The sequence below is a fragment of the Bradyrhizobium sp. U531 genome (assembly GCF_051710265.1).
Taxonomy (GTDB): domain Bacteria; phylum Pseudomonadota; class Alphaproteobacteria; order Rhizobiales; family Xanthobacteraceae; genus Bradyrhizobium.
In genome coordinates, this window is record NZ_JASVEN010000006.1 from 104945 (window position 1) to 125498 (window position 20554).

The window sequence follows — 20554 nt, forward strand, 5'->3', positions numbered from 1 at the left end:
TATTGGCCCTGACCGGGCTTTGCTTGAAAACAGACCTGCGGCTTGTATGGTGACCTGATCGTTTCAGGATTCCTCGTCGAGCGCGCCGTTTGTCCCTCGCTTATTTTGCCCTCATCGTTTCCATCGTTTCCGCTTCCGCTCTCGAAATCGCCGGCGCCAAGTTCGGTGCGCAGCTCGGGACGATAGCTGCCGCGCTGAGCCTGCTGGCGGCCACGCTTAGCGCGCGAAAAGCCGATTACGACCATTATGTCCGCGCGACCTCCTGGGGCCGCTGGATCCTGATCGCCATTCCGCTCTTAATCGCTGCCCAACTGATGCCGCTTCCGCTGGGCTTCGGGCATCCGATCTGGGCGAGCGCGCGCGACGTCCTCGGTGGCCTCTCGTTCGGACCGGTCACCGCCGATCTTGGCTTGACCCTGAACGCGCTGATGCTGGCGCTGGCAGCGACCGCGCTGCTCGGCGTGACCATCGTGGTCGTGCGCGATCGCAGCCGCGCCGAGCTCGTGCTGTTCGTCCTCGCCGGCATCACCGCGGTCTCCGCCTTGACCCTGGATCTGCACCGGCTCGCGCCGGCCATTGCCGGGGCCGCCGCAACGTCCGAGTTCGCGACGACCCTGGCCGGGTTCGGCCTCGTCCTGAATCTTGCGATCATGCAGCTTGCCGCGGAGCGGGCCGAAACCCGTCATTCGCAGCTTCGCTCGATCGTGCTCGGCCTGCTCGGCCTTGCCGGAGCCCTGATCAGCGCCGCCGCGGTGTTCGGCCTTTCCGGAACGAACAACGCGGTCGCCGCAGGCTTCGGCGTCGTGTTGATCCTTCTGATCCTCGTCATCCGCCGGCTTGATCTGTCGCCCTTGGCCGCGAGCGCGCTCGCCGCCGCCGCATTGATCGGATCGGCGATCGTCTTGACCTTCCTGTTCGAGCAGAGCTCGGGACCGGTCCTTCTGCGGCTCACGCCCGATATCGGCGCGGAAACGCGCGCGGCGCTGGAGCGGATGCTGGCGGACACACGCTGGTTCGGCGCGGGCGCAGGAACCTTTTCGGCGGTCGGCAGGATCTATCAGAGCGATGCCGGCACGGCCTTGACGGCACCGACGACCGCAACGGCGATCTTCGCCGGCATGGGAGCGATCGGTCTCGCCGTCTCGGTGCTGACAGCCCTGATCGTCCTGGTGCGCCTGTTCTTCGGCGCCTTGCAGCGCGGACGGGATTCGTTCTTCCCGGCGGCCACCGCCGCCTGCGTTCTGTTTGCGCTGGTTCAGAGCTTTGCAGGTTCCGGATTGCTGCATCCCGCAGCAATCCTTTGCCTGTCGGTGATCGCAGGTTTGGGGCTGTCGCAGAGCGTCAGCCAATCCTCGTCACGATAGAGCGCCGGTCACATCAGACCGCGCGGTCGCCGAGCGAAGCCCAGTAGTTCGGGTTCTTGGGCGACTGGATGCGGACCCAGCGATAGGGCTTCTTCGACCACGGCAGGATGTGGCCGGAGAGATTGTCCAGCACGAGATCGCCGGAGAAGGTGCGCACCACGACGACGAGATGATGCTCGCCCCAGGTGGTCACGACCTCGCTCAGCAGCACCGAACGCGCCGGGAAGCCCTTGGCGATCAACTCGTGGCGTTTTGTCACAGCGTAGTCGTTGCAATCGCCGCTCACGGGATGCAGCAGCCATTTCTCGCCGCGCAGTCCTTCCAGATTGGCCTCGGGACGAATGCCGGTATTGACCTGCTGGTTGACCTCTTGCATGTGCGCCAGCCGCTCGGCCGTAAGCTTCAGGCGACCGCCCCGGAATACGATCTGCTGCGGACGCGGCTTGCACTCGTCCTTGTACTTCAGGCAAAACAACGTGAACGCCATCGGCGCCAGCGTCGGCTGCTCGAACTTGATGTACTGGATGGCCCCGCGCAGCCCCATCGGCGCACCGACGAAAGCGGCTTCGGCGCGCTGCTGCACCCCTGCAGCAACGACGATTGCGGCCACGGCCGCAAGGAACTTCACAACTTTGCGCATGTCGCGCTCCCCGTTCTTGTTGTTGGGGAGACGCTACGCGAGACGTCTTGAGATACGGCTCAAAGGCCGCACGATCCTTTAATCAAAATGCGGGCTAATCGGTCGGAAACAATTAAGAATACCGATGCGTAACTTGTTCTGCTAAGAGCGGTCACAATGTTCCGCTCGCAACCGCTAGAAGCGATTCGACCGACCTGATGGGCCTTTCCAGACGTTTTCGAAAGAAGACCAAGCCGCGGCTACCCGACGGTATCCGCGTCTATGCCATCGGCGATGTGCACGGCCGTGCCGATCTGCTTCAATCCCTGTTAACCGTCATCGACGCCGATCTTGCCCGCTCCGCCCCCGAGCGCGCCATTCAGGTCTTCCTCGGGGATTACGTCGACCGCGGCCCGGACTCACGCGCCGTCATCGATCTGTTGATCGAACGCTCGAAAACACATGAGACCGTCTGCCTGAAGGGCAACCACGAAATCTTCCTGCTCGAGGTGCTCAAGGACCCCGCCCGCCTGCAGGAGTGGCGCCACTATGGCGGCCTGTTGACGCTGGTCTCCTACGGCGTCACGCCGACCATGAACCCGACGGCGGAGCAGCAGGTCGAGCTGATCGAAGGATTGAAGCGTGCGCTACCGCCGGAGCACCTCGCCTTCCTGCAGCAATTGCCATCGTCCTTTACTTGCGGCGACTTCTTCTTCGTGCATGCCGGCGTCAAGCCCGGCGTCCCGCTCGAGCGGCAGAAGGATGAGGACCTGCTCTGGATCCGCGAGGAATTCCTCGCCTCCGAGGAGCGCTTCGGCAAATACATCGTTCACGGTCATACGCCGGTCAGCGTGCCGGACATTCGTCCGAACCGCATCAACATCGACACCGGCGCCTATGCGACCGGAAACTTGACGCTGCTGACGATCCAGGGCGATAGTCTGATGGCAATTTAAGGGCTCCGGCTGCCCTTTGAATCCCGTGTTCGTTTTGCCCGCACAGGCCTTGTCGATTTCACCATGAACCGCATGCTCCTTGTTCGCGTCGTCGGCATCTGCATCGCGATCCTGTTGGCGCTTCATGCCGGCATGGCGTTCTACGGCGATTTCGTCCGACCGGAGTTCCGCGCGAGCGATTTGTTCTCGGGCGAGATTCCGCCCGAGAAGGCCAAGCTGGTGGCCGGTGGCGTCCTGGCGTCGGTCTCGCTCGATGGCGACCTGCTTGCGAATTACGCAGCCGCAATGGCCGCAGACGTCCTTCACCGTCCTTCCTCAGAAGCCAGCGGGCGGGCCAGCGAAAACAAGGCGGCCCAGGCCGCCGTCGTCACCGCCCTGAAAGTCTCACCGATCAGGCCGGCGCTGTGGCTGACGCTCGGCACGCTGCAGGCCCTGGCCGGCGAAGCGGCAACGCCTGCGGTGAAGATGTCCTATCTGACCGGATCGGTGCCGATCGACGTCGCCTTCTCGCGCGTCCGGACCGTGACATCGAGCGCGGCTGCGACCGACGAGGAGATCAAGCTGCTGGCGCAATCCGACATCCGCGCCGCGCTGGCCAATCGCTCCCGCTACGAGCCGCTGCTGATCGCTGCCTATGTGCAGGCAACGCCGCAAGGCAAGTCGCTACTGCTCGACACCACGAAGATCACGGATCCCAAGTTCAACGAGATCCTGCGGCGCTACTGAAGCTCAGCGCACCGATTTCGGATTGACCGGGACGAAGTCCTGATCGCGGCGCGGCTGATCGGATCGGCCCTGATATACGAACATGCCCTTCTTGGTCGTGACGATGTCGCCGCGTTGCAGGCTGTCGTCGCGAAGCAGACGTTCGGTCGCGACCAGATCCGGATCTTCCGGAACCGGCTTGTAGAGTTCGGGATGCTCCCGCCGCTCGCGCGAAACTTCCTTGGCCCGGCGCCGCGCGTCCTCGATGCGTTGCCGCCATTCGTCGCGCGAGACTTCCGGCTCCTTGGGTGGAAGATAGTCGCTGAGCGCAGGCTCGGGCTCGCTCTGGGCGCAAGACGGATTGGCGAGACCAAGACCGAACGCGCCGGCAATGGTCAGGAAGACTGCGGCCCGCCTCCCAAGCCGCCATGCGCCATTCTGCAATCGGTCACGTCGGGCGGTTCGCACGCTGATAACTCCAAGGACACATCACAGGAACGACGATTGGCGGGACGCGCTGGTCGCAGGCTTTCAGTCTATATCTTTGCCATTTGCACGAAAGCGAATTCGCGGGCAAGATTTCGTCTTTGGCTCGAGGATTTTGCCCGTGGCTCGCATCTTTGCTTTGTTGATTTTGATGATCTGCTTCGGCGCGCAGCCCGCGAGGGCCGGCCAGATCGAATATCCGCAAGTCATCCATACCCAGTATGAAGCGGTCGATCAGAAGGCCGGCGGTCACTTCGTGCTGTGGTCCGAGCGGGAGAAGATCTTCTACGGCCTCGACCAGAAGCTCTTCCCCGGCGCCCGTTACGTCGACATCACCCAGGTCACCCCGAGCGTCGGATCGATCACGCTGACCTATGTCGAGGTCCGCACGGTCGGCAGCAGCACCTCGGATTACCTGTATCTGGCGGGGAACGTCCGCTTCCGCGTCAGCGGAATGACGCTGAAGTCCAGCAACTTCCCCGCCGGCGGCGGGATGACACCCAGCGGGCAATGATCAGACACCGTATCGAGATCTTCGGGGCCAACTCTCAAAAGTCGCAAAACAACCCCATGCACAGCAGACGGACGCAACCAAATCAATGACTTACGTCTTTCCGAAAAGCCGATTGCGCCGGGCAAGACGGGGAGCAGGATGCATGGTTCCGAGGCAGGCCCACGGATGATCGGCGGACCTGAGTTCCACGTCGGATGATCGGCTACGGACAATGAGCCCCCTTCTAAGACCTCGTTAGATCATTGCTGCTATCCTTCGGCATCCCTCCCGGAGTTGCCGAGCATGCGCGCAAGACCATTACTGCTGTCAGGTGTTGCCGTCGCGGCGTTCGCCGCATCCGGCCTTGCTGCGCAAGCTAGCCCGCTCTGCATCAAGGAACGGACGCCGTTCGCCCTGTCGCACGACACCGTGAAATGGACCATGTCGATCGCGCCCGGCGCGGAGTGCATCCAGGGCCTGCGCTGGTCCTATATGCAGATCTTCAACGTATCGGTCGTAAGCGGGCCGTCGCGCGGACAATTGGCAGTGGTCGGCTCCGGCTTCCGCTATTCGGCCGAGAACCAGACGCGCAGCCCCGACAAGTTCACGCTGCTGATCTCGGGCAAGAACCGCCACGATGCGGGGACGTCGACCCTGGAGGTCGAGGTCAATCCGCAAGAGCTTGCCTCGCGACATCCCGTGGAGTGAACGGCGCGGCTAGCGACGGCTCGACGCGCTGCCTCGCGTTCTATTCCCGTAGTAAGGCCGCGCGCGTCCGCCGCCGGTCGTCACGGGCGGCTCAATCCGGCTCGGGATATTGCGCGTCGCGTTGGGCGGCGCGGGCTGCGACGGATTGACAATGGTCACGTTGCGGTTGGGCGTCGATGGATCGTTGACGCCCTGGGCCCATGCGGCGGCAGGCACAAGCAACGCGATGGCGATCAGAATTGGTCGTTTCATACGATATCTCCCGAGCAAGAACGTCAGGGAGGCGATCACCGTTCCTTCACGGCGGCTTCACGGTTCGTTGCGTCGCCTCACCGCGGCACGGCGATCAGCTTGCCATCGCGCCAGACGCCCTGGGCCTGCTTTCCGGCCGGAAGCCCCGTCACATGCCGGACCGCGGTCGGCCGGGACGCTGCTTGGGTGGTCTGCGCCTTCTTCGTAGGCGTCGTGATGATGCTGGAGCTCGTCGTGTTGGACTGGTCCTTGATCCCTTGCGCAACGGCAGGCGAAGCCAGGAACGTCAAAACCGAGAGGATTGCTAGAACGCCGCGCATGGTCGAACACCGGAAAGAGGAGCTCCGCGAAATGTCACAGGTTTTCCCCTAAAAGCAAGCGCCTTCGAAACATACGAGCGGCTTTGGCAGGCCGGCAAAGCCGCCTCGCTGACGCCGTTTGAAGCGGAAAAGCCTAGCGAAACGGCCTCATCCGGGCTACTTGATCGGCCTTGATGACCGACTCCGGTGAAACCGCGGCCAACGCTCCCTCGACGCAGCAGATCAAAACCGGGTTTATCCGTCTCCTGTCGAGCCGTATCCGCGCCGTATCCGACGATCCCCAGCAGATGCGGGAGATCGTCTACGAGCTGGCGCGCGTCAAGCTCATGGAGCAATTCACGCACGCGGACGCGCGGGAATCGCGCGAGCTTCAGCAGGTCCTCGAACGCGCCATCAAGGAGGTCGAACGTTCCTTCGCGCGCAGCGCAGCGTCGGAGCCGCCAAACGCCGCCGCAGCAACCGTCTCTTCGCCGGCTCCTCCGGCCGCGAGCCCCGCTCCTCCGCCCATTCCGGCATCGCCGGTTTCGGCTTCGCCGCCGCCTGCAAAGGATGAGGGAGCAGCGCGCCGTCCCGTGGCACCGCCGCGATCCCTGGATCAGCCCAAACGAAGCGGCACCTTCACCTTTCTGGTTCGGCTGGCCGTCATTCTGCTGCTGATCGCCGTCGGCAGCGCCGCAGTGATCCTTTGGCCGCGGTTGAAGACACAAATGGCCGGACTGTCACAATCAGCAAAGCCATCCGAACAGGTGGCGGCGAGCCCCGAGCCACGCCCGGCTGCCACGGCGACCCCACCCGAGAGCGAGACCGTCGAACGGTCGCCCGACAGCGCCAAGGACCCGGCAGCAGCCGCGCAACCTTCGATGCCGTTGCCGACGACCTTCGGCGTCTACGCGCTGAACGAGGGACAGCTCCAGGAGTTGAAGACGGTTCCCGGAAAGATTCCGGACCGCCGCGTCGCCATCTCGGCAGCCATCAACACACCGAGCGCAACGACGCTGACGAGCGGAGATGTCAGATTCATCGTGTTCAGGCCCGACGGAAGCATCGATGCAAGCGTGACCGAAGTTCGCGTCGTCGCCAGGGTGTCGCGGTCCATGGGCGTTGATGCCTCCGGCAAGGCGGCCATGGTCAGCGCGGGCGATTCCTGGGTCATTCGCAGCATGTCCTACCCGTACAAGGTCGGGCCGGTGGACGATCAGCCGAGGATGCTGCTGCTGCAACCGGAGCAGGACGGCTTCGCGCTGTCGCCCGGCCGCTACGTCGTCGTCGTCAAAGGCATGGGTTACGATTTCACAGTGGCCGGGACCGTCACCGATCCCAACCAGTGCGTCGAACGCATCAATGCGGCGAACGGAGCGTTCTACTCGCCGTGTCCGCCGCCGCGACGCTAGCCCAGCTTCGATTGCCTATTTTGACGGCTTGCTGTCCTTGGACGCTTCCGCCGGCATATCATCGACCTTGCCGTTGTTGGCGACGCATTTCTGGAAGTAGTCGCGCTTGTCCTTGGCCGTTCCCTTGAGACTACCGGCCGCGGGGTTTCCGATTTGCTTGGGCGGAAAGGCCTTGGCCACCGCCGCGTCGCATGCGCGCGCCACTTCGGCGGTAATCGCAAACGCCGTCACCGGCGCAGCCAATGTCAGCACGCATGCCAATCCAAACAACCTTCGCATATTCCTGACCGGCACCTCGTTGCTCCCATGATCCGTGAACGCTTGCCGGAACCATAGCAAAAAGCATCGCAGCGCCAAACCGCAAAGCGGCGCCGAATTGTCACGCGGTCACGGAGTGTGCGGCCGGATTTCCGATCCTAGCTGTCGAGCTGCGGCGGCTTGAAATCCGGAAAGCGCGTGAGCATTGCGGTCTTGACGAACTTCAAGTGCGCAATGCTGCCGGCCAATTCCTTGAGCCGGCGCTGGCCGTTGGAGATGTCGGCCGCGAAGAGATCCTGGTGATAATTGTCGAGCGCCTCGCGCTCGAGATACTCGTCGGTGCCGTTTCCGAAGGTAACGGATGCACGCGCAAGCGCGTCGTCCACACGCCGGCTGAGTCCGACCTGCTCTCTCTCCGCGTCTCGGAGTGCCGTGTCGATCGCGGCCATGACGGCGCCGATCCTCGCGCGGTCGGTCTCCGCGTCGCGATCGGCGGAGCGGGCCTTGAAGCCCTTGTCCTCGCGGCGGGAGCCGAGAAGGTTGTGTGCGCGCGCTCTCAGGAATAGCTGAAACATGTGGGCCATCCCCATTTTCGAGATTTAAGCCGCTACCATCGGTCAGGCATAGTTAACAAAGCCTAAATCCTGGGTCCGCCCTGCCTGGCTTTGTGCGATCCACACCCGCCAGGCGCCTTCGTGCTTGGAATAGAGCTCCAGCCATCGACCGTCGTCAATCGCGGCGACCTGACCCATGCCGGTTTCGGCGACGATCTGCATCGTCCCGGTCGGCGCCAGATCCAGCGTCTCGAATTCGGTCGTCTCCTCCAGCGAAAGGCCGATCAGCACGCGATGCCCTTGCGCGTCGACAAAATACCTGCGCGGCGCATTGTGCCGTTGATCAATCATTCGAATGACCCTCGTTCATGATCCAGGGACCTGGAAGATCCCTGAGATGCCGGTCATAGCAAAAAACAAACGCAATCAAAATGAGGGCGCAAGTCGTCGCGCCCAGCAACGCAATCAGCCACGTCATTTACGCCTACCCGCGTTGGCCTTCCAAAATCGAAGGCCCAACCTCGCCATCAATTGATCCGTCTTAGGTTGCCTTGCCAAGGCGCTCAAGGACGGCGACAGATTAACCTAACCGCACATGGTTATTTCGACTTCGCCGCGACGACCTCCGATCGTGCGGCACGCCTTCTGCGATCACGAGGACCGCTGGGTTCGACCGCCCTCGAGCGAGGCGGGGGTATAAGGTGCGTAAAGACGATATCGGGCCGATCGCTTGCGCGAGCGCCACGCCCGTACGGCATAGCCGCAGCCAAAACCCGCTGCGAAAATTGAAAGCAAAACCAGAACAGCTAACATTTGGAATGTTCCCACGATTGCTGGAACGTTCCTCCCGCGCTCATTTCATCTTTTCGTTGCGGCGACTTCAAGATCGGCACCGCCGAAACTTTTGTCAGACGAACATGAAGTTTGTGCAACGTGGTGCTTGAAGATTGGTCGGCACGCCGGGGCACGGAGCGCGGCAGAAAAGGCTCCAGTTCTTTTTACCAGAACCCGGCAAGCCGACACCATGAACCCTCGTTCATCTGGCGTTTCAAACCTCGGCCGATGTGCCTGTTTGTGGCGCGCCTGATCGCGGCCTGCTTCGATGCTGTGAGACAAGCTGCACGCACTGACGAATGTCTCCATCGTCGGTGCGATTTCACCGACTTCGATCGCGCTGACGATGAGCGTGAATCGCATTTGCAAGCGAAACACCGTGGTTATACGGGGCGCCGCGCATCGACTTCCTCGCGGTAAGGTTGAGGAGTTAGCTTAATCCGCGTTGCTTGTTGCGAAGTCTCACGAAACGCATATCCATCTTCGCACCAGGCTCCCCCAAGCCTGGCCCCACCCAAGCAAAGCCGTCGAGCGAACATGGGTCGCTTGGCGGCTTTGTCATTGTGTCGAAGAGGAATATTTCGGTTATGGCGCGTAAGCCCTGGTCGTTCAAGGAAGACCGCCGGCTCATGGAGCTGGCCAAGTCTTCAGCCTCGTTGGAAGAGGCGGCGAAACTCCTCGGTCGCTCGCCGGATGCGATCAAGCGCATGGCGTTGCGGCTTGGTCTGTCGTTGAAGTCGAAGCCGGGAAAGAAGGCTTGAGACTCGGCAACGCGGCAGTGCTCGCCGCGAGCTCGACGAATTAGACCGCGCCGCCGTGAACGACGAACGATCTCGCAAGGTCATCCAGAGCTCAACGGCCCGTCGTGGTCGCGAGCGCCTAACATCCGCTCCGGCTCGCCACGCGCCTGAGGGACAGCCGCGACCGGCTTCCAATACTCGGCCGGTTCCATCGGCGAGCCCGCGACGCTCGTGCGAGCGCTTTGGCTTTCACCTGGGCGGGTCGGAACCAAAGCAACACTTTAGGGTTGAGTCAGATCTTACAGCGAGGTCTGGCAGTGCTGCACTTTGCCATTTCCGCAGTTCTGGTCTGGCTGGCGATCAACATCGCCTTCGTGGTGCTTCGTTTGCGCGCCACCCGCCATCCCGCCGCGCCCCACATGTCGGGGGCGGGACTCTCTTATCCCGAGACGATTTCCCTTCGCCACCGGCTTGGACAGTAAGCCCCGATTGAGCGCGCTACGCCGCGCCGCCGAGGCTGCTTCAGCCTATCAGCCTAGTTGTTCGTCTTCTTCTGGGAACCCATGCCGGGGCTGGTTCCGTAGCTGCTAGGCGTGCCCGTGCCTTTGAAAGCGCCACCCATGGTGTCCGAACCGGAGTTCGTGGCTGCACCGCTGCGGCTTCCCGAGGTGGGCTGAGTGCCCGACGGCTTGTCCTTGGTTCCCTGAGCCGAGGCCGCGGAGGTCGCGACGGCGAAAGCGAGGAGAAAGAGGGTCGCCGTTCTGGTCATACTGCTCAACTTTCAATGCTCGAGGCCGCAAGACCATTCGTCATGCAGCCGCTGGGATCAGGCCTTCTGGGGCCGGTCCGGCCGTTAAACCCTATCTTAGCCCCCTCTGGCTAGGATCAATTCCAGAGACCAGTCACCAGCCTCTCCTGAATTCCGCCCGGACCGGATGAGACTACAGCGACCGAACCTTCCCTTTGTGACGCTCGTGCTTGCGAGCATGATGGCGTTTGGGCTGGCGGGCCATTTCGCGGCAGAGGCCGTCATTCGTCATCAGCAGGTGCACCAACTCAACGAGCTGACCGAGGTGGTCCTGCGCCGCTCCGAACTCGCCGTCGATTTTGCGGCGGCCAGCCTCGACGAGCTCGCCAAGCGCGATCTTGCCAACTGCACGCCGGCAGCGCTGCAAGCCATCCGCCTCCACGTCTACCAGCGCTCGGCGATCAAGGACGTCCGTCTCGTCAATCCGGACGGATCGGTGATCTGCTCGGCCTATTCCGAGACGCTCGAGTTCGACAAGGGATGGGCCGATCGCCGCGACATGCTGCCCTCGCACGACAAGATGCTCTCGCTGTTCCGCGTGGAGCAGTTCGGCGGCGATGCATTGGGCGTGCTCAGGGACGTCAATTCGACCTCCGCGCTGGTCGCCATTGTCGGCATCAGCGCCAGCCTGCTCGACCTCATGCCGGCCGAGCTGCGCGCGCACAGCGAGGTGATCCTTGCCTTGAGCCAGGGCGAGAAGCTCGGCGAATTCCGCCTCGATGCCGACAGGCCCCTGCGCGGACCGATCGGCTTCGACAGGCATTCCACCCGCTTGCCGCTTCACGCCACGATCCGGCTCGAACAGGCGGTGCTTTCGAGCTGGAACAGCGAGGCATATTGGCCTGCGCTCGCGGTCGCCCTCGGCCTCGGTGCACTGTTCGGCATCCTGCTGGCACGCAGCCGCCGGATGGAAGGGCCCGTCGCCGACCTCGACCGCGCCATCGCCGCCCGCGAATTCAAGCCATATTACCAACCCATCTTCGATCTCAGGACGGGCCGGATCACGGGCTGCGAGATTCTGGCGCGCTGGGTTCGCCGGGACGGCTCGGTGGTGCCGCCGATGAACTTCATTCCACTGGCCGAATCCAGCGGACGGATCGAGGTCATGACCTGGCAGATCCTGGGAGCCGCGCTCTCCGACCTGCAGCTCGTGGCGAAGGCTGACAAGACCTTCAAGATGTCCGTGAACGTCGTGCCCAAGCACCTGCTGAGTGCCGGCTTCGTCGAGACCCTGCGCCGCACGGTGCTGACGGCCGGAATCTCCGCACGCCAGATCGTGGTCGAAGTGACCGAACGCGACGAGCTCGACGACCTCGCGCGCGCGGCTTCCGTCGTGGCCGAGCTGCGCGACCATGGCTTCCGCGTCGCCATCGACGACGTCGGCGTCGGCCATAGCGGATTGTCGCGGCTGAAGGGGCTCGGCGCCAACACGATCAAGATCGACAAATTCTTCGTCGACACCATCACCCTGGATGCATCGACGACGACGATCGTCGAGATGCTGGTCGCGCTCGCCAAGGATTTCCGGATGACGGTCGTCGCCGAAGGAATCGAGACGGAGGAGCAGCGCCGTGCCCTGATCGCGTCCGGGGTCGAGGAAGGACAGGGCTATCTCGTCGCCGCACCGCTGCCGTTCGCGAAATTCAACGAGCTGGTCGATGCACGCCGCCGCACCGCATCTGCCGCGCCGGCCGACGAAATCCTGGTGGCCTGACCGTCTGCGCCACACGGGCATCTCGTCGCGCGCCGGGCACGGTTCCACAGCACCCGGTTTTCGAGCCCTCCGCGTCCGGGAATGAACGCCGATCGCTTTAACGATGTTCTCGTGTTTCGAAGCGCGATGGCAGCCGAGCGGCTATTGTGAGGCCATGCGTCGTAATCACCTCATAGCAGCCGCGGCCATCTGCCTCGCCCTCATCGTCTATGCCACCTTGGCAAGGCTGGCGGGACGGCCCGCGCTCATGGGGCATAGCGAGGCTTACTGGATCGTCGTCATCGAGCGCTTCAGCGCCTACGGCCTGTTGGGCTTCCTGCTCGCCTTCCTGTTGCCGGGACGGCTGGTCCTGGCCTGCTCGCTCGTCGTGTCCGTCGCGATGGGGCTTGAAGCCCTGCAGACGCTGATCCCGGATCGGGATCCCGGCTTCCTGGACGTGCTGCAAAAGGCGGCGGGAGGCACCGTCGGCGTCATTCTCGCCCAGACGATCCTGGCCTTCCTGCCCCGGCCACCAGCCTGAAGCTGACGGCGCCGACAATCTCATCAGCGCCGCCGGGACGTCGGCCTACTTGATCATTTGACCGCGCAATTCGCCACCGGGGTTCGCGGCGGTATGGATGTTCGCATACCACTTGCCGGCCAGGAGATCGGCCGCCTGAGCATCCGTCAGCGTGGCGCTGCCCTGGATCGGGCTTTGAACCGTCTTGAAAGGCAGAGCGATGCCGGCGTTCTTGCCCGCTTCGCTCGGACCATGGAAATGAGCCCCCATCGCCGGCCCCGTCAGATCGGCAAAGGTGACCGTATAGGTCAGAACTTTTGTCGCGGAATCGAACGTGGCCTCGGCCTTACCCGAACCGGTCGAGCTGTTCGGAGGCACTTCGTTGCTGCCCTTGAGGTCGGCCTGCAGCTTGACGACCTCCGCACGCAAGGGCGCGGCCGTGACGGTCAGCAGCCCGCCGAGCATCGCCGTTCCCAACAAAGTCACCCCGACCCGATAGCTGGCTTTCCTCATGGCATTCTCCTGCGGGCTCCATGACCCGTCTCGGTTGAAACCCCGGCTCCGGCGAGATCTTCCGGTGCCGAGACTATGCCTGATTCGGAAAGCTATCGGAGATCCCTGGGGCGAGAGCGATAGCGCGAGGCGAAGCGGCCTTAAGCCGCCCCGCGCGCGCGGAACCCGGTGGGGGCCAGGAGTTCGGCCATTTGCCGATGCGTGCTCTGAAGCGCCTCGATGGCACCGTCGAGATCGAAATCCGCTTCGCGGATCGACGCGAAGAACATGGCGGTCAGCGCCAGGTCGAGCTTGACGCGCGTCGCTCCGTCGCGGCTCTTGCGGCGGTCGAGCGACAAATGCATCGCCCGCATCCTGGCTTCTGCCGGCGTGCAGCCGCTGAGCGTCGCGAGCTCGTCATAGGTCATCCAGATCTGAGGCATGTTCCCGTCCGTCCTTTACAACGGTCCTACCCTAGTCTTCCGCGCCTAAATGCACTCTTGCCGCGCTGCGGTCGCAGCCCGTTTCACTGCGACAGCGTCAACGCAAGACTAAGATGCGGGAGGCCTCGGGGATGCCGGGAATTGGCGCGGCCAAGAGCGGCTGTCGAGCCCCTTGGGCAATTTGTCATTGAGCTTCACGACGGCGCACCGCGCTTCCGCAGCCGGCACATCGTCCTGGCTGTAGATCAGCGTCACCTCGAACATCACGTCGGGCGCTTGCCTCGCGGTGCCCGAGCAAGTCGCCATCGCGCCGCTGCACACGCCGGCGAGATTGACCTCGACCTCGTCCAGACCGAACACGGTCGGCGGTCCCTCGGCATGGCGCTGCGTCGTCAGAACGGCCGTGAAGCGCCGGTCGTCGTCGAACTGATAGGAGCCGCCATAGGTGAAGAAGCTGTCGCTGCCGGAGATCCGCCCTCCAGCCAGATGCACGACGCCTGTGCCCTGGGCGCGCGAGGTCCTGAACCAGGCCGCGTAATTGCCTTCTCTCAGCATGGAAACATCCGTCGTAAAATTCACTGGTATTTGCAACCAACTCTGCGGCGCGACAATGACCGAGATGGCGCGCATGCCGCCACGGTTAACGCCCTGCAAAGCCGACCCGTCAAATTGCCGGCGCCGCATCGGGCCACGCCGGCGATACCGTCAAAACAATTCTATGCCGTCGTCGGCGCTCTCGACCGCCTCGACCCGACGCGTCGTCGCCGCGATCGAAACCAGTCTGAGCGCTTGCAGGACCTCGCGATGAACATCCCGCTCACGCTCCATCGTGTAGCGCGCGAAGAGATCGTCGAGGACCGCCTGATCCTGCAGCTCCGGCCGTAGCCGCTCCGCGCTCGCGCTCTCGAGCCGGCTGGCGACCGCAGGCAGCGCCGCGGAGCTGTCGCCGAGCGCGGTCATCGAACCCTCGGCCGAATTCATCAGCCTCTCGAACTCGGCGCCTTCGTTCACGAGCCGGCTCATCAGCTTGCCGAGCCGTTCATTGCCGGCCTCGACCTCGCGCAGGGCCAGCAGGATTTGCGGCTCGAGATTGGCGAGCTGCGTGGGGTCTCCCTGTACGCGAAGCTCCTTCAGCTCCCTCGCCGAGCGCTCGATACCGTCGAGCACGGGCCGAAGGCGCGCCGCTCCCGCCGAGACCTGGTCGGCGGTGGCCTTGAGCTCGTTGGCGATGACGACGAAGGCGCTGCCACGGCTGCCGAGATGGCTCGCCTTGAGGCCGGCATTCATTCCGATCAGCGTGATGTCCACCGTCGCCTCGGCAAGCCCGGCGATCGCCTGGCGAAATTTCGCCAGCGTGTCCTCGACGATCGCGAGCGCTTCGTCGACCGAGCGGCCCGCGTTCTCGCAGGTGCCGATCAGGGTCGAGGCGTGCGCCAGCGTCTGCTTGATGCGCGCCAGGAACGACGACGAGCCGCCCTCCTCGCCGCCGAACAACGTCCGGCCGTCGCCGGCGACGCTGCCTGCGTCGTGCAAGATGGCGGTCAGCGCGCGGACGATCTGGCCGACATCGCCGCCGAACTCGCGCTGGGCATCCCTGAGCTGGGCCGCCTGCAATTGGCAAATCGCGCGCACGCCGTCATCGGTCAAGGCTTGTTCGGGGACGAGGCCCGGCGCGGATTGCGACGCAAGGCCGAGCCCGTGGGAGACGTGCTCGAGACGCTGACGCGTGCTGTCGCCTGCCTGCAGCGAGATGATGGCGCCACCGACGGCCTCCGCGATCTTCCTGGTGCTGGAGCTGGCGCGGTCGGCGAGATGGCCGCTCTTGCTGCGCTGGTCGCGCAGTCCGGAATAGGCCGCGCCGAGCTCGGCGCTCTCGGACATCAGCTGTGCCCGGTAACGGCTCTCGAATTCCTTCTGGCGGCCGGAGGCGGTCGCGACCGCCTCGGACAGGCGGTGCTGATCCTTCGCGCAGCCTTCGATCGAGAGCTGCACGGTCTTGCCGAGATCGTAGGCTTCCTGCGTGAAGGCGAGAAAGCCCTCGCGGTCGCCCTCGAGCGAGGCCGCCTCGATCCGGGCGCTGCGCGCGATGATGGTGATCATCTGGATGTGCTTGAACAGCGGCTTGAGCAGCGAAGACGCCTCCGCCGTGCTCTTGCCGATCGTCTCGAGCAGCACGCTTTCTGCCGGCAGCGCCTGCGCCAGCTCGCTCAGCCGCGCGGCGATCTCCTGCAGCGCCGTCGCGGCGCCCTCGATCTCGGCGCCGGAGAGCTCGCCCGAGAGCGTCGCCAGGCCCTGGTTCAGCTCCTTGAAGATGAGATGGCCGCGTCCGAGCTCGTTGCCGACGCGCGCGAACACCTCCTCGATCCGCGAGGAGACGTCCTCGATCGCGGCGGTTGCCTCAGCGAGCGTGCTGGCGGGAACGACGGACATGACCATCAACCTGTCGCCGCGGTCTGCCCGGCCTGATACCAGTGCATGATCTCGCGCGGGATTTGGTGCAGCGAAACGACCTTCTCGACACCGCCATGGGCGATGGCTTCCTTGGGCATGCCGAACACCACGCAGCTTTCCTCGTCCTGCGCCCGCGTTGCGGCGCCGAGCTTGCGCATCTCCAGCATGCCGCGCGCGCCGTCGTCGCCCATGCCGGTCATGATGACGCCGAGCGCGTTGGCGCCGGCGTGCTGGGCCGCCGAACGGAACAGCACGTCCACCGAGGGGCGATGCCGCGACACCGGCGGCCCGTCCTTGATCGCGATCTGGTAGCGCAGGCCGATGCGCTGGAGCAGCATGTGCCGGGCGCCGGGCGCGATATAGGCCCAGCCCGGCAGCACCGGCTCACCGTCCTCGGCCTCCTTGACCCTGATCTGGCAGACGCCGTCGAGCCGCTTGGCGAAGGCCGCGGTGAATCCCGCGGGCATGTGCTGGACGATGACGATCGGCGGACAATGCGCCGGCAGCATTTCCAGGACGTCGTTGAGCGCTTCGGTCCCGCCGGTCGAGGCGCCGATGCAAACGATACGCTCCGTCCGCGGCCGCATCCGGCCCTGCACCGGCGGCGGGATGATGGCGTCGGCCGTCAGTTTCTTCTCGACGGCCCGCCGTTCCGCACGCGGGCGAACCCGCGCCCGCGCTGCCGACTTCACCGCCTCGCGCAGCCGCGTCGAGCATTCGAGCAGCGCCTGCCGCGTGTCGATCTTCGGTTTCGGCACGATGTCGACCGCCCCCGCCTCGAACGCCTCAAACATCACGTTCGAACCCTCTTCGGTCAGCGACGAGCAGATGATCACCGGGATCGGACGCTGCGCCATGATCTTGCGCAGGAACGTCATGCCGTCCATGCGCGGCATTTCGAGATCGAGAATGATGACGTCGGGGATCTCGTTCTGCAGCCGGCGCGCCGCCGCGAACGGATCCGACGCCGTTCCCATCACCTCGATATCGGGGTCTTCGTTGAGGATCGTCTGCAGGATTTGGCGCACCGACGCCGAATCGTCCACGATCAGCACGCGAACTTTCTCCTTCGGCATTTTAGGCGGCGCTCCGGCTAGACCGTGAAAATGGTCGGTTCAACTTGCTTCAAGCCCGGCACGGCGCTGTGAATCATCGATTCGGAATGCCCGACCAGGAGATAGCCACCGGGACGCAGATGGCTGCACAATTGCTCGATCACCTTGCGCTGCGTCTCACGCTCGAAATAGATCAGGACGTTGCGGCAGAAGATGATGTCGACGTCGCGATCGACGGGATAGGACGCGTCCATCAGATTCATGCGCATGAAGTGCGTCATGCTCCGCAGCTCCGGCACCACCCGCACCTCGCCGCGCGTCTTGTCGCGCGCCGACAGGAAGTATCGCTTCACGAAAGGCTCGGGCACCGGCGCGAGCACGTCGCGGGTGTAGATGGCGGATTTGGCAAGGCGCAGCACCGCCGTCGAGATGTCGGTTCCGAGAATGCGATACTGGAAGCGCGAGCCGTTCCGCGTCATGTCGTCCAGCACCATGGCGGTCGTATAAGCCTCCATGCCGGTGGAGCTCGCCGAGCTCCAGACCTTCAAATTCGCGTTCTTGCGTCCATGCGACTTGAGGAGAGCCGGGATCGCGACCTCGCGCATGAAGGTGAAGTGCTGGGGTTCGCGAAAGAAGTCGGTCTTGTTGGTCGTCACCACGTCGATGAGATGCGTGAGCTCGGTCTCGAAATGATCCGGCTCGAACAGGTTATCGACGTATTGATTGAGGTCGGAGAAGTTCAGCGCGCGCACGCGCTTGTGCAGCCGTCCCTCGAGCATCAGCCGCTTGGCCTGCGGCAGCTTGATGCCGACCTGCCCCTCGATCAGTTCAGCGATCGTCCGGAAGTGGCGGTCGGACAGATGGACGGCCCTGTCCTGCACGGCGGGCATCATCGATGCGGCCTCCGGTCAGACATGGCCGCCTGCACTGAATGTCGGGCCATCCTGGCCATCTTCGATCCTACGCGTGTACTGGAACTACTGGAGAGGAGCGGCGCGTCCTTGACGACGCGCCGGTCCGTCGCGACACATCAGCGCTGGAAGTCGGCGTCCCGATCGTCCTCGCCGTCGTTCATGTCGAAAGCAAAGCCGCCACCGCCGGCCACCTTGACGGCGCGCGCCGGCCTGGCCTGCACGACCTTCCTGGCCGGACGCTCGACGGCCGCCATGGTCGCCGCCTTGGCGCGCAACTGGCTGACGGCCCGCTCGATCGGCGCCGGTGCCTGGCTTCTCGCGTCCTGCTCGATGCGGAAATAGGCGATGGTGGACTGCAGCTGCTCGGCCTGCGAGGCGAGCTCTTCCGAGGTCGAGGACACCTCTTCGGACGCGCTGGCGTTCTGCTGGCCGACCTTGTCGAGCTGCTGGATCGCCTGGTTGATCTGGGCCGAGCCGACATCCTGCTCGCGGCAGGCGGCGGTGATCTCTTCGACCAATTCTGCGGTCTTCTTGATATCAGGGACGAGCTTGGCCAACATCGAGCCTGCCTCCTGCGCGACCTTCACCGTCTCCGACGACAGCGATCCGATCTCCGCCGCGGCAGCCTGGCTGCGTTCGGCCAGCTTGCGCACCTCGGAGGCGACCACCGCAAAGCCCTTGCCGTGCTCGCCAGCACGGGCGGCCTCGACCGCCGCGTTGAGCGCCAGCAGATCGGTCTGCCGGGCGATCTCCTGCACGATCGTGATCTTCTCGGCGATGGTCTGCATCGCGTCGACGGCGCGGCCGACGGCGGCACCGCTGGCTTCGGCGTCCTTGGCCGACTGCGCTGCGATCTTCTCGGTCTGGTTGGCGTTGTCGGCGTTCTGCTTCACGTTCGAGGCCATTTCCTCCATCGAGGACGACGCTTCCTCGGCGGACGAGGCCTGCTCGGTCGCACCCTGCGACAGCTGCTCGGCGCTGGCGGAGAGCTCCTGGCTGCCGGCGGAGACGTTCTGCGCGGCGGTGAGCGCTTCCAACACGATCTGGCGGAGCTTCTCGACCATGCGCTCGAGCGCGAGGCCCAGCGTGTCCTTGTCCGACAGCGGCTTGGCTGCCACGGTTAGATTGCCATGAGCGATCTCATTAGCCACGGCCGCGGTCGCGTTCAGATTGGCGGTCATCGTATTCAGGGATTTGACGAGGTCGCCGATCTCGTCGTTCGAGACGTTATCGATCTTGTGGCTGAGATCGCCGATGGCGACGGCATCCGCGAGGCCAACGGCCTTTGCCAGAGACCGGCTGATATTGATCGAAATCCAGATCGCGCCGATCGCGGCAACGATCAGCGAGACCACGACGAGGACGATCAGGATCAACTGAGCGCGACGGCTGTCCTCCTGGGACTGCGCCGCTTGTTCTGCCATCTGCCGCTTCGTGTTCGAGGCATAGGCGGCCATTGCCTCGGTCGCGTCCGCGACCACCTTGCGCCCATCACCCATCGAGCGCTCGGTCGCCTTCGCCTTGTCGGTCTTCGCCAGCCTGATCGTCTCTTCCTGGTACGCGTTCATCCTGGCGTAGGCGCTGGCGAAATTGTCGAGCAGCTTCTTGCCGCCCTCGCTGGCGAGCACGTAGACCTCTTCCTTGATCTTCGTCGCCTCGTCGCGGAGCTTGGCTGCGTTCGCGGCGAATTCCTCAGCCTCGTGCGGGCTTCCCAGGATGGCGTTCTTTTCCGCCCGGAGCTGCTGCCAGATGATCTTTTCGACGTCGGCCGCCTTCTCCATCCGCTTGGCGCGGAGAACCATGGATTCTGCGGTCGCGGCCATGTCGGACAGCTTCACATAGCTGACGGCACCCGCAATCATGAACAGAAGGATGACGGCTCCAAAAGCGCTCGCGAGCTTGGCCTTTACGGTGAATCTCATTTCAGTCTCGTTGGTTTGAATTGGGGTGCTTACGCGAACACGCTTCACAGGAACTCAGGCGGCGCGAGGCGCATCGCGCCCCTCCGGAATCTCATCGTGCGCCATCAGCTTGGCGAGATCGAAGATGACGACGAACTTCTCGCCCTTGCGGCCGATGCCGGCGGCGTAGTCCGACTGCCATTTGCCGCCGACTTCGGGCACCGGCTCGATCGCCTGCTCGTCGATGTCGGTGACCTCGAACACGCAATCGGCGACGAAGCCGACGCCGACCAGACGATCCTTCATCGGCACGTCGAGGATGATGATGCGGGTCGCTTCGGTGGCGCTCACGGTCGGCAGGCCGAGCTTGGTGCGGAGATCGACGATCGGATAGCCGCTGCCGCGTACGTCGATCATGCCGAGCAGAAAGCTGGGTGCATGCGGAAGCCGCGAGATCGGCCGCATGTCCAGGATTTCGCGGACATTGCGGATGCTGATGCCGAAGGTCTCGCCGGCGAGCCCGAGCGTCAGATATTGCGAAGTTGCGGCCATGATGCAGTCCGAAGGTTCCGATGGCTTGAAAAGGAGTGCGGTCCG

General features: G+C 64.0%; 26 protein-coding genes. 10 read left to right on the forward strand and 16 right to left on the reverse strand.

Features of this window, described 5'->3' with window-relative positions:
• Positions 1 to 89 precede the first annotated feature (89 nt).
• Positions 90 to 1364 (forward strand): hypothetical protein, encoded by a 1275-nt coding sequence (locus tag QRQ56_RS25505; RefSeq protein WP_438743864.1) that lies wholly within the window; start codon positions 90 to 92, stop codon positions 1362 to 1364.
• Positions 1365 to 1377: 13 nt separating this feature from the next.
• On the opposite strand, the gene QRQ56_RS25510 is transcribed toward QRQ56_RS25505, so the two are convergent.
• Positions 1378 to 2004, reverse strand: a complete 627-nt coding sequence (locus tag QRQ56_RS25510) for a transglutaminase-like cysteine peptidase (protein ID WP_438743865.1) — start codon at positions 2002 to 2004, stop codon at positions 1378 to 1380.
• 197 nt (positions 2005 to 2201) lie between these two features.
• Between QRQ56_RS25510 and QRQ56_RS25515 the strand changes: the two genes are divergently transcribed.
• Both QRQ56_RS25515 and QRQ56_RS25520 read left to right on the forward strand, forming a co-directional pair.
• Positions 2202 to 2939, forward strand: coding sequence for a metallophosphoesterase family protein (locus QRQ56_RS25515; RefSeq protein ID WP_438743866.1), 738 nt, complete (start codon positions 2202 to 2204; stop codon positions 2937 to 2939).
• A gap of 63 nt (positions 2940 to 3002) precedes the next feature.
• Positions 3003 to 3665 (forward strand): hypothetical protein, encoded by a 663-nt coding sequence (locus tag QRQ56_RS25520; protein ID WP_438743867.1) that lies wholly within the window; start codon positions 3003 to 3005, stop codon positions 3663 to 3665.
• Positions 3666 to 3668: 3 nt separating this feature from the next.
• Here QRQ56_RS25520 and QRQ56_RS25525 read toward each other — a convergent pair whose 3' ends face one another.
• Positions 3669 to 4112: a hypothetical protein gene (locus tag QRQ56_RS25525; protein WP_438743868.1), complete on the reverse strand. Its 444-nt coding sequence runs from the start codon at positions 4110 to 4112 to the stop codon at positions 3669 to 3671.
• Between the two features lie 139 nt (positions 4113 to 4251).
• On the opposite strand from QRQ56_RS25525, the gene QRQ56_RS25530 reads away from it, so the two are divergent.
• Both QRQ56_RS25530 and QRQ56_RS25535 read left to right on the forward strand, forming a co-directional pair.
• On the forward strand, positions 4252 to 4644 hold the full coding sequence (locus QRQ56_RS25530; RefSeq protein WP_438743869.1) for a hypothetical protein: 393 nt from the start codon (positions 4252 to 4254) through the stop codon (positions 4642 to 4644).
• A gap of 282 nt (positions 4645 to 4926) precedes the next feature.
• A complete protein-coding gene (locus QRQ56_RS25535; protein WP_438743870.1) occupies positions 4927 to 5331 on the forward strand; it encodes a hypothetical protein in 405 nt (134 codons plus the stop codon).
• Between the two features lie 9 nt (positions 5332 to 5340).
• On the opposite strand, the gene QRQ56_RS25540 is transcribed toward QRQ56_RS25535, so the two are convergent.
• A complete protein-coding gene (locus QRQ56_RS25540; protein ID WP_438743872.1) occupies positions 5341 to 5583 on the reverse strand; it encodes a hypothetical protein in 243 nt (80 codons plus the stop codon).
• A gap of 77 nt (positions 5584 to 5660) precedes the next feature.
• The gene (locus QRQ56_RS25545; protein WP_438743873.1) at positions 5661 to 5903 is read right to left on the reverse strand and encodes a hypothetical protein; all 243 of its coding nucleotides are present in this window, start codon (positions 5901 to 5903) and stop codon (positions 5661 to 5663) included.
• A gap of 173 nt (positions 5904 to 6076) precedes the next feature.
• Between QRQ56_RS25545 and QRQ56_RS25550 the strand changes: the two genes are divergently transcribed.
• The gene (locus QRQ56_RS25550) at positions 6077 to 7294 is read left to right on the forward strand and encodes a hypothetical protein (protein ID WP_438743875.1); all 1218 of its coding nucleotides are present in this window, start codon (positions 6077 to 6079) and stop codon (positions 7292 to 7294) included.
• 15 nt (positions 7295 to 7309) lie between these two features.
• On the opposite strand, the gene QRQ56_RS25555 is transcribed toward QRQ56_RS25550, so the two are convergent.
• The 4 genes from QRQ56_RS25555 to QRQ56_RS25570 form a co-directional block, all read right to left on the reverse strand.
• Complete coding sequence (locus QRQ56_RS25555; protein WP_438743877.1) at positions 7310 to 7546, reverse strand: hypothetical protein; 237 nt, start codon at positions 7544 to 7546, stop codon at positions 7310 to 7312.
• 164 nt (positions 7547 to 7710) lie between these two features.
• Positions 7711 to 8127, reverse strand: coding sequence for a hypothetical protein (locus QRQ56_RS25560; protein ID WP_438743878.1), 417 nt, complete (start codon positions 8125 to 8127; stop codon positions 7711 to 7713).
• A gap of 42 nt (positions 8128 to 8169) precedes the next feature.
• Positions 8170 to 8457: a hypothetical protein gene (locus QRQ56_RS25565; RefSeq protein WP_438743880.1), complete on the reverse strand. Its 288-nt coding sequence runs from the start codon at positions 8455 to 8457 to the stop codon at positions 8170 to 8172.
• 507 nt (positions 8458 to 8964) lie between these two features.
• Positions 8965 to 9303 carry a hypothetical protein gene (locus QRQ56_RS25570; protein WP_438743882.1) on the reverse strand — a complete coding sequence of 113 codons (339 nt, stop codon included), beginning with the start codon at positions 9301 to 9303 and terminating at the stop codon, positions 8965 to 8967.
• Positions 9304 to 9569: 266 nt separating this feature from the next.
• On the opposite strand from QRQ56_RS25570, the gene QRQ56_RS25575 reads away from it, so the two are divergent.
• The 4 genes from QRQ56_RS25575 (at position 9570) to QRQ56_RS25590 (ending at position 12722) form a co-directional block, all read left to right on the forward strand.
• The gene (locus tag QRQ56_RS25575; protein ID WP_438744293.1) at positions 9570 to 9701 is read left to right on the forward strand and encodes a hypothetical protein; all 132 of its coding nucleotides are present in this window, start codon (positions 9570 to 9572) and stop codon (positions 9699 to 9701) included.
• A 296-nt stretch (positions 9702 to 9997) separates the two neighbouring features.
• Positions 9998 to 10162, forward strand: a complete 165-nt coding sequence (locus QRQ56_RS25580) for a hypothetical protein (RefSeq protein ID WP_438743883.1) — start codon at positions 9998 to 10000, stop codon at positions 10160 to 10162.
• A gap of 453 nt (positions 10163 to 10615) precedes the next feature.
• Positions 10616 to 12202, forward strand: coding sequence for an EAL domain-containing protein (locus tag QRQ56_RS25585; RefSeq protein WP_438743885.1), 1587 nt, complete (start codon positions 10616 to 10618; stop codon positions 12200 to 12202).
• Between the two features lie 154 nt (positions 12203 to 12356).
• The gene (locus QRQ56_RS25590; protein WP_438743887.1) at positions 12357 to 12722 is read left to right on the forward strand and encodes a VanZ family protein; all 366 of its coding nucleotides are present in this window, start codon (positions 12357 to 12359) and stop codon (positions 12720 to 12722) included.
• A 45-nt stretch (positions 12723 to 12767) separates the two neighbouring features.
• On the opposite strand, the gene QRQ56_RS25595 is transcribed toward QRQ56_RS25590, so the two are convergent.
• From QRQ56_RS25595 to QRQ56_RS25630, 8 genes are all read right to left on the reverse strand, one after another.
• Entirely contained in the window at positions 12768 to 13214 is a 447-nt protein-coding gene (locus tag QRQ56_RS25595; protein WP_438743889.1) for a CHRD domain-containing protein, read from the reverse strand.
• Between the two features lie 140 nt (positions 13215 to 13354).
• Positions 13355 to 13636 (reverse strand): hypothetical protein, encoded by a 282-nt coding sequence (locus QRQ56_RS25600; protein WP_438743890.1) that lies wholly within the window; start codon positions 13634 to 13636, stop codon positions 13355 to 13357.
• A gap of 108 nt (positions 13637 to 13744) precedes the next feature.
• Positions 13745 to 14191 carry a hypothetical protein gene (locus QRQ56_RS25605; protein ID WP_438743891.1) on the reverse strand — a complete coding sequence of 149 codons (447 nt, stop codon included), beginning with the start codon at positions 14189 to 14191 and terminating at the stop codon, positions 13745 to 13747.
• Positions 14192 to 14341: 150 nt separating this feature from the next.
• On the reverse strand, positions 14342 to 16066 hold the full coding sequence (locus tag QRQ56_RS25610) for a chemotaxis protein (protein WP_438743892.1): 1725 nt from the start codon (positions 16064 to 16066) through the stop codon (positions 14342 to 14344).
• A gap of 5 nt (positions 16067 to 16071) precedes the next feature.
• Positions 16072 to 17163, reverse strand: coding sequence for a protein-glutamate methylesterase/protein-glutamine glutaminase (locus QRQ56_RS25615; RefSeq protein ID WP_438743893.1), 1092 nt, complete (start codon positions 17161 to 17163; stop codon positions 16072 to 16074).
• 17 nt (positions 17164 to 17180) lie between these two features.
• Complete coding sequence (locus tag QRQ56_RS25620) at positions 17181 to 18035, reverse strand: CheR family methyltransferase (protein ID WP_438743894.1); 855 nt, start codon at positions 18033 to 18035, stop codon at positions 17181 to 17183.
• Positions 18036 to 18172: 137 nt separating this feature from the next.
• Entirely contained in the window at positions 18173 to 19978 is a 1806-nt protein-coding gene (locus QRQ56_RS25625) for a methyl-accepting chemotaxis protein (protein WP_438743895.1), read from the reverse strand.
• A 54-nt stretch (positions 19979 to 20032) separates the two neighbouring features.
• The gene (locus tag QRQ56_RS25630) at positions 20033 to 20509 is read right to left on the reverse strand and encodes a chemotaxis protein CheW (RefSeq protein ID WP_438743897.1); all 477 of its coding nucleotides are present in this window, start codon (positions 20507 to 20509) and stop codon (positions 20033 to 20035) included.
• Between the last annotated feature and the right edge of the window lie 45 nt (positions 20510 to 20554).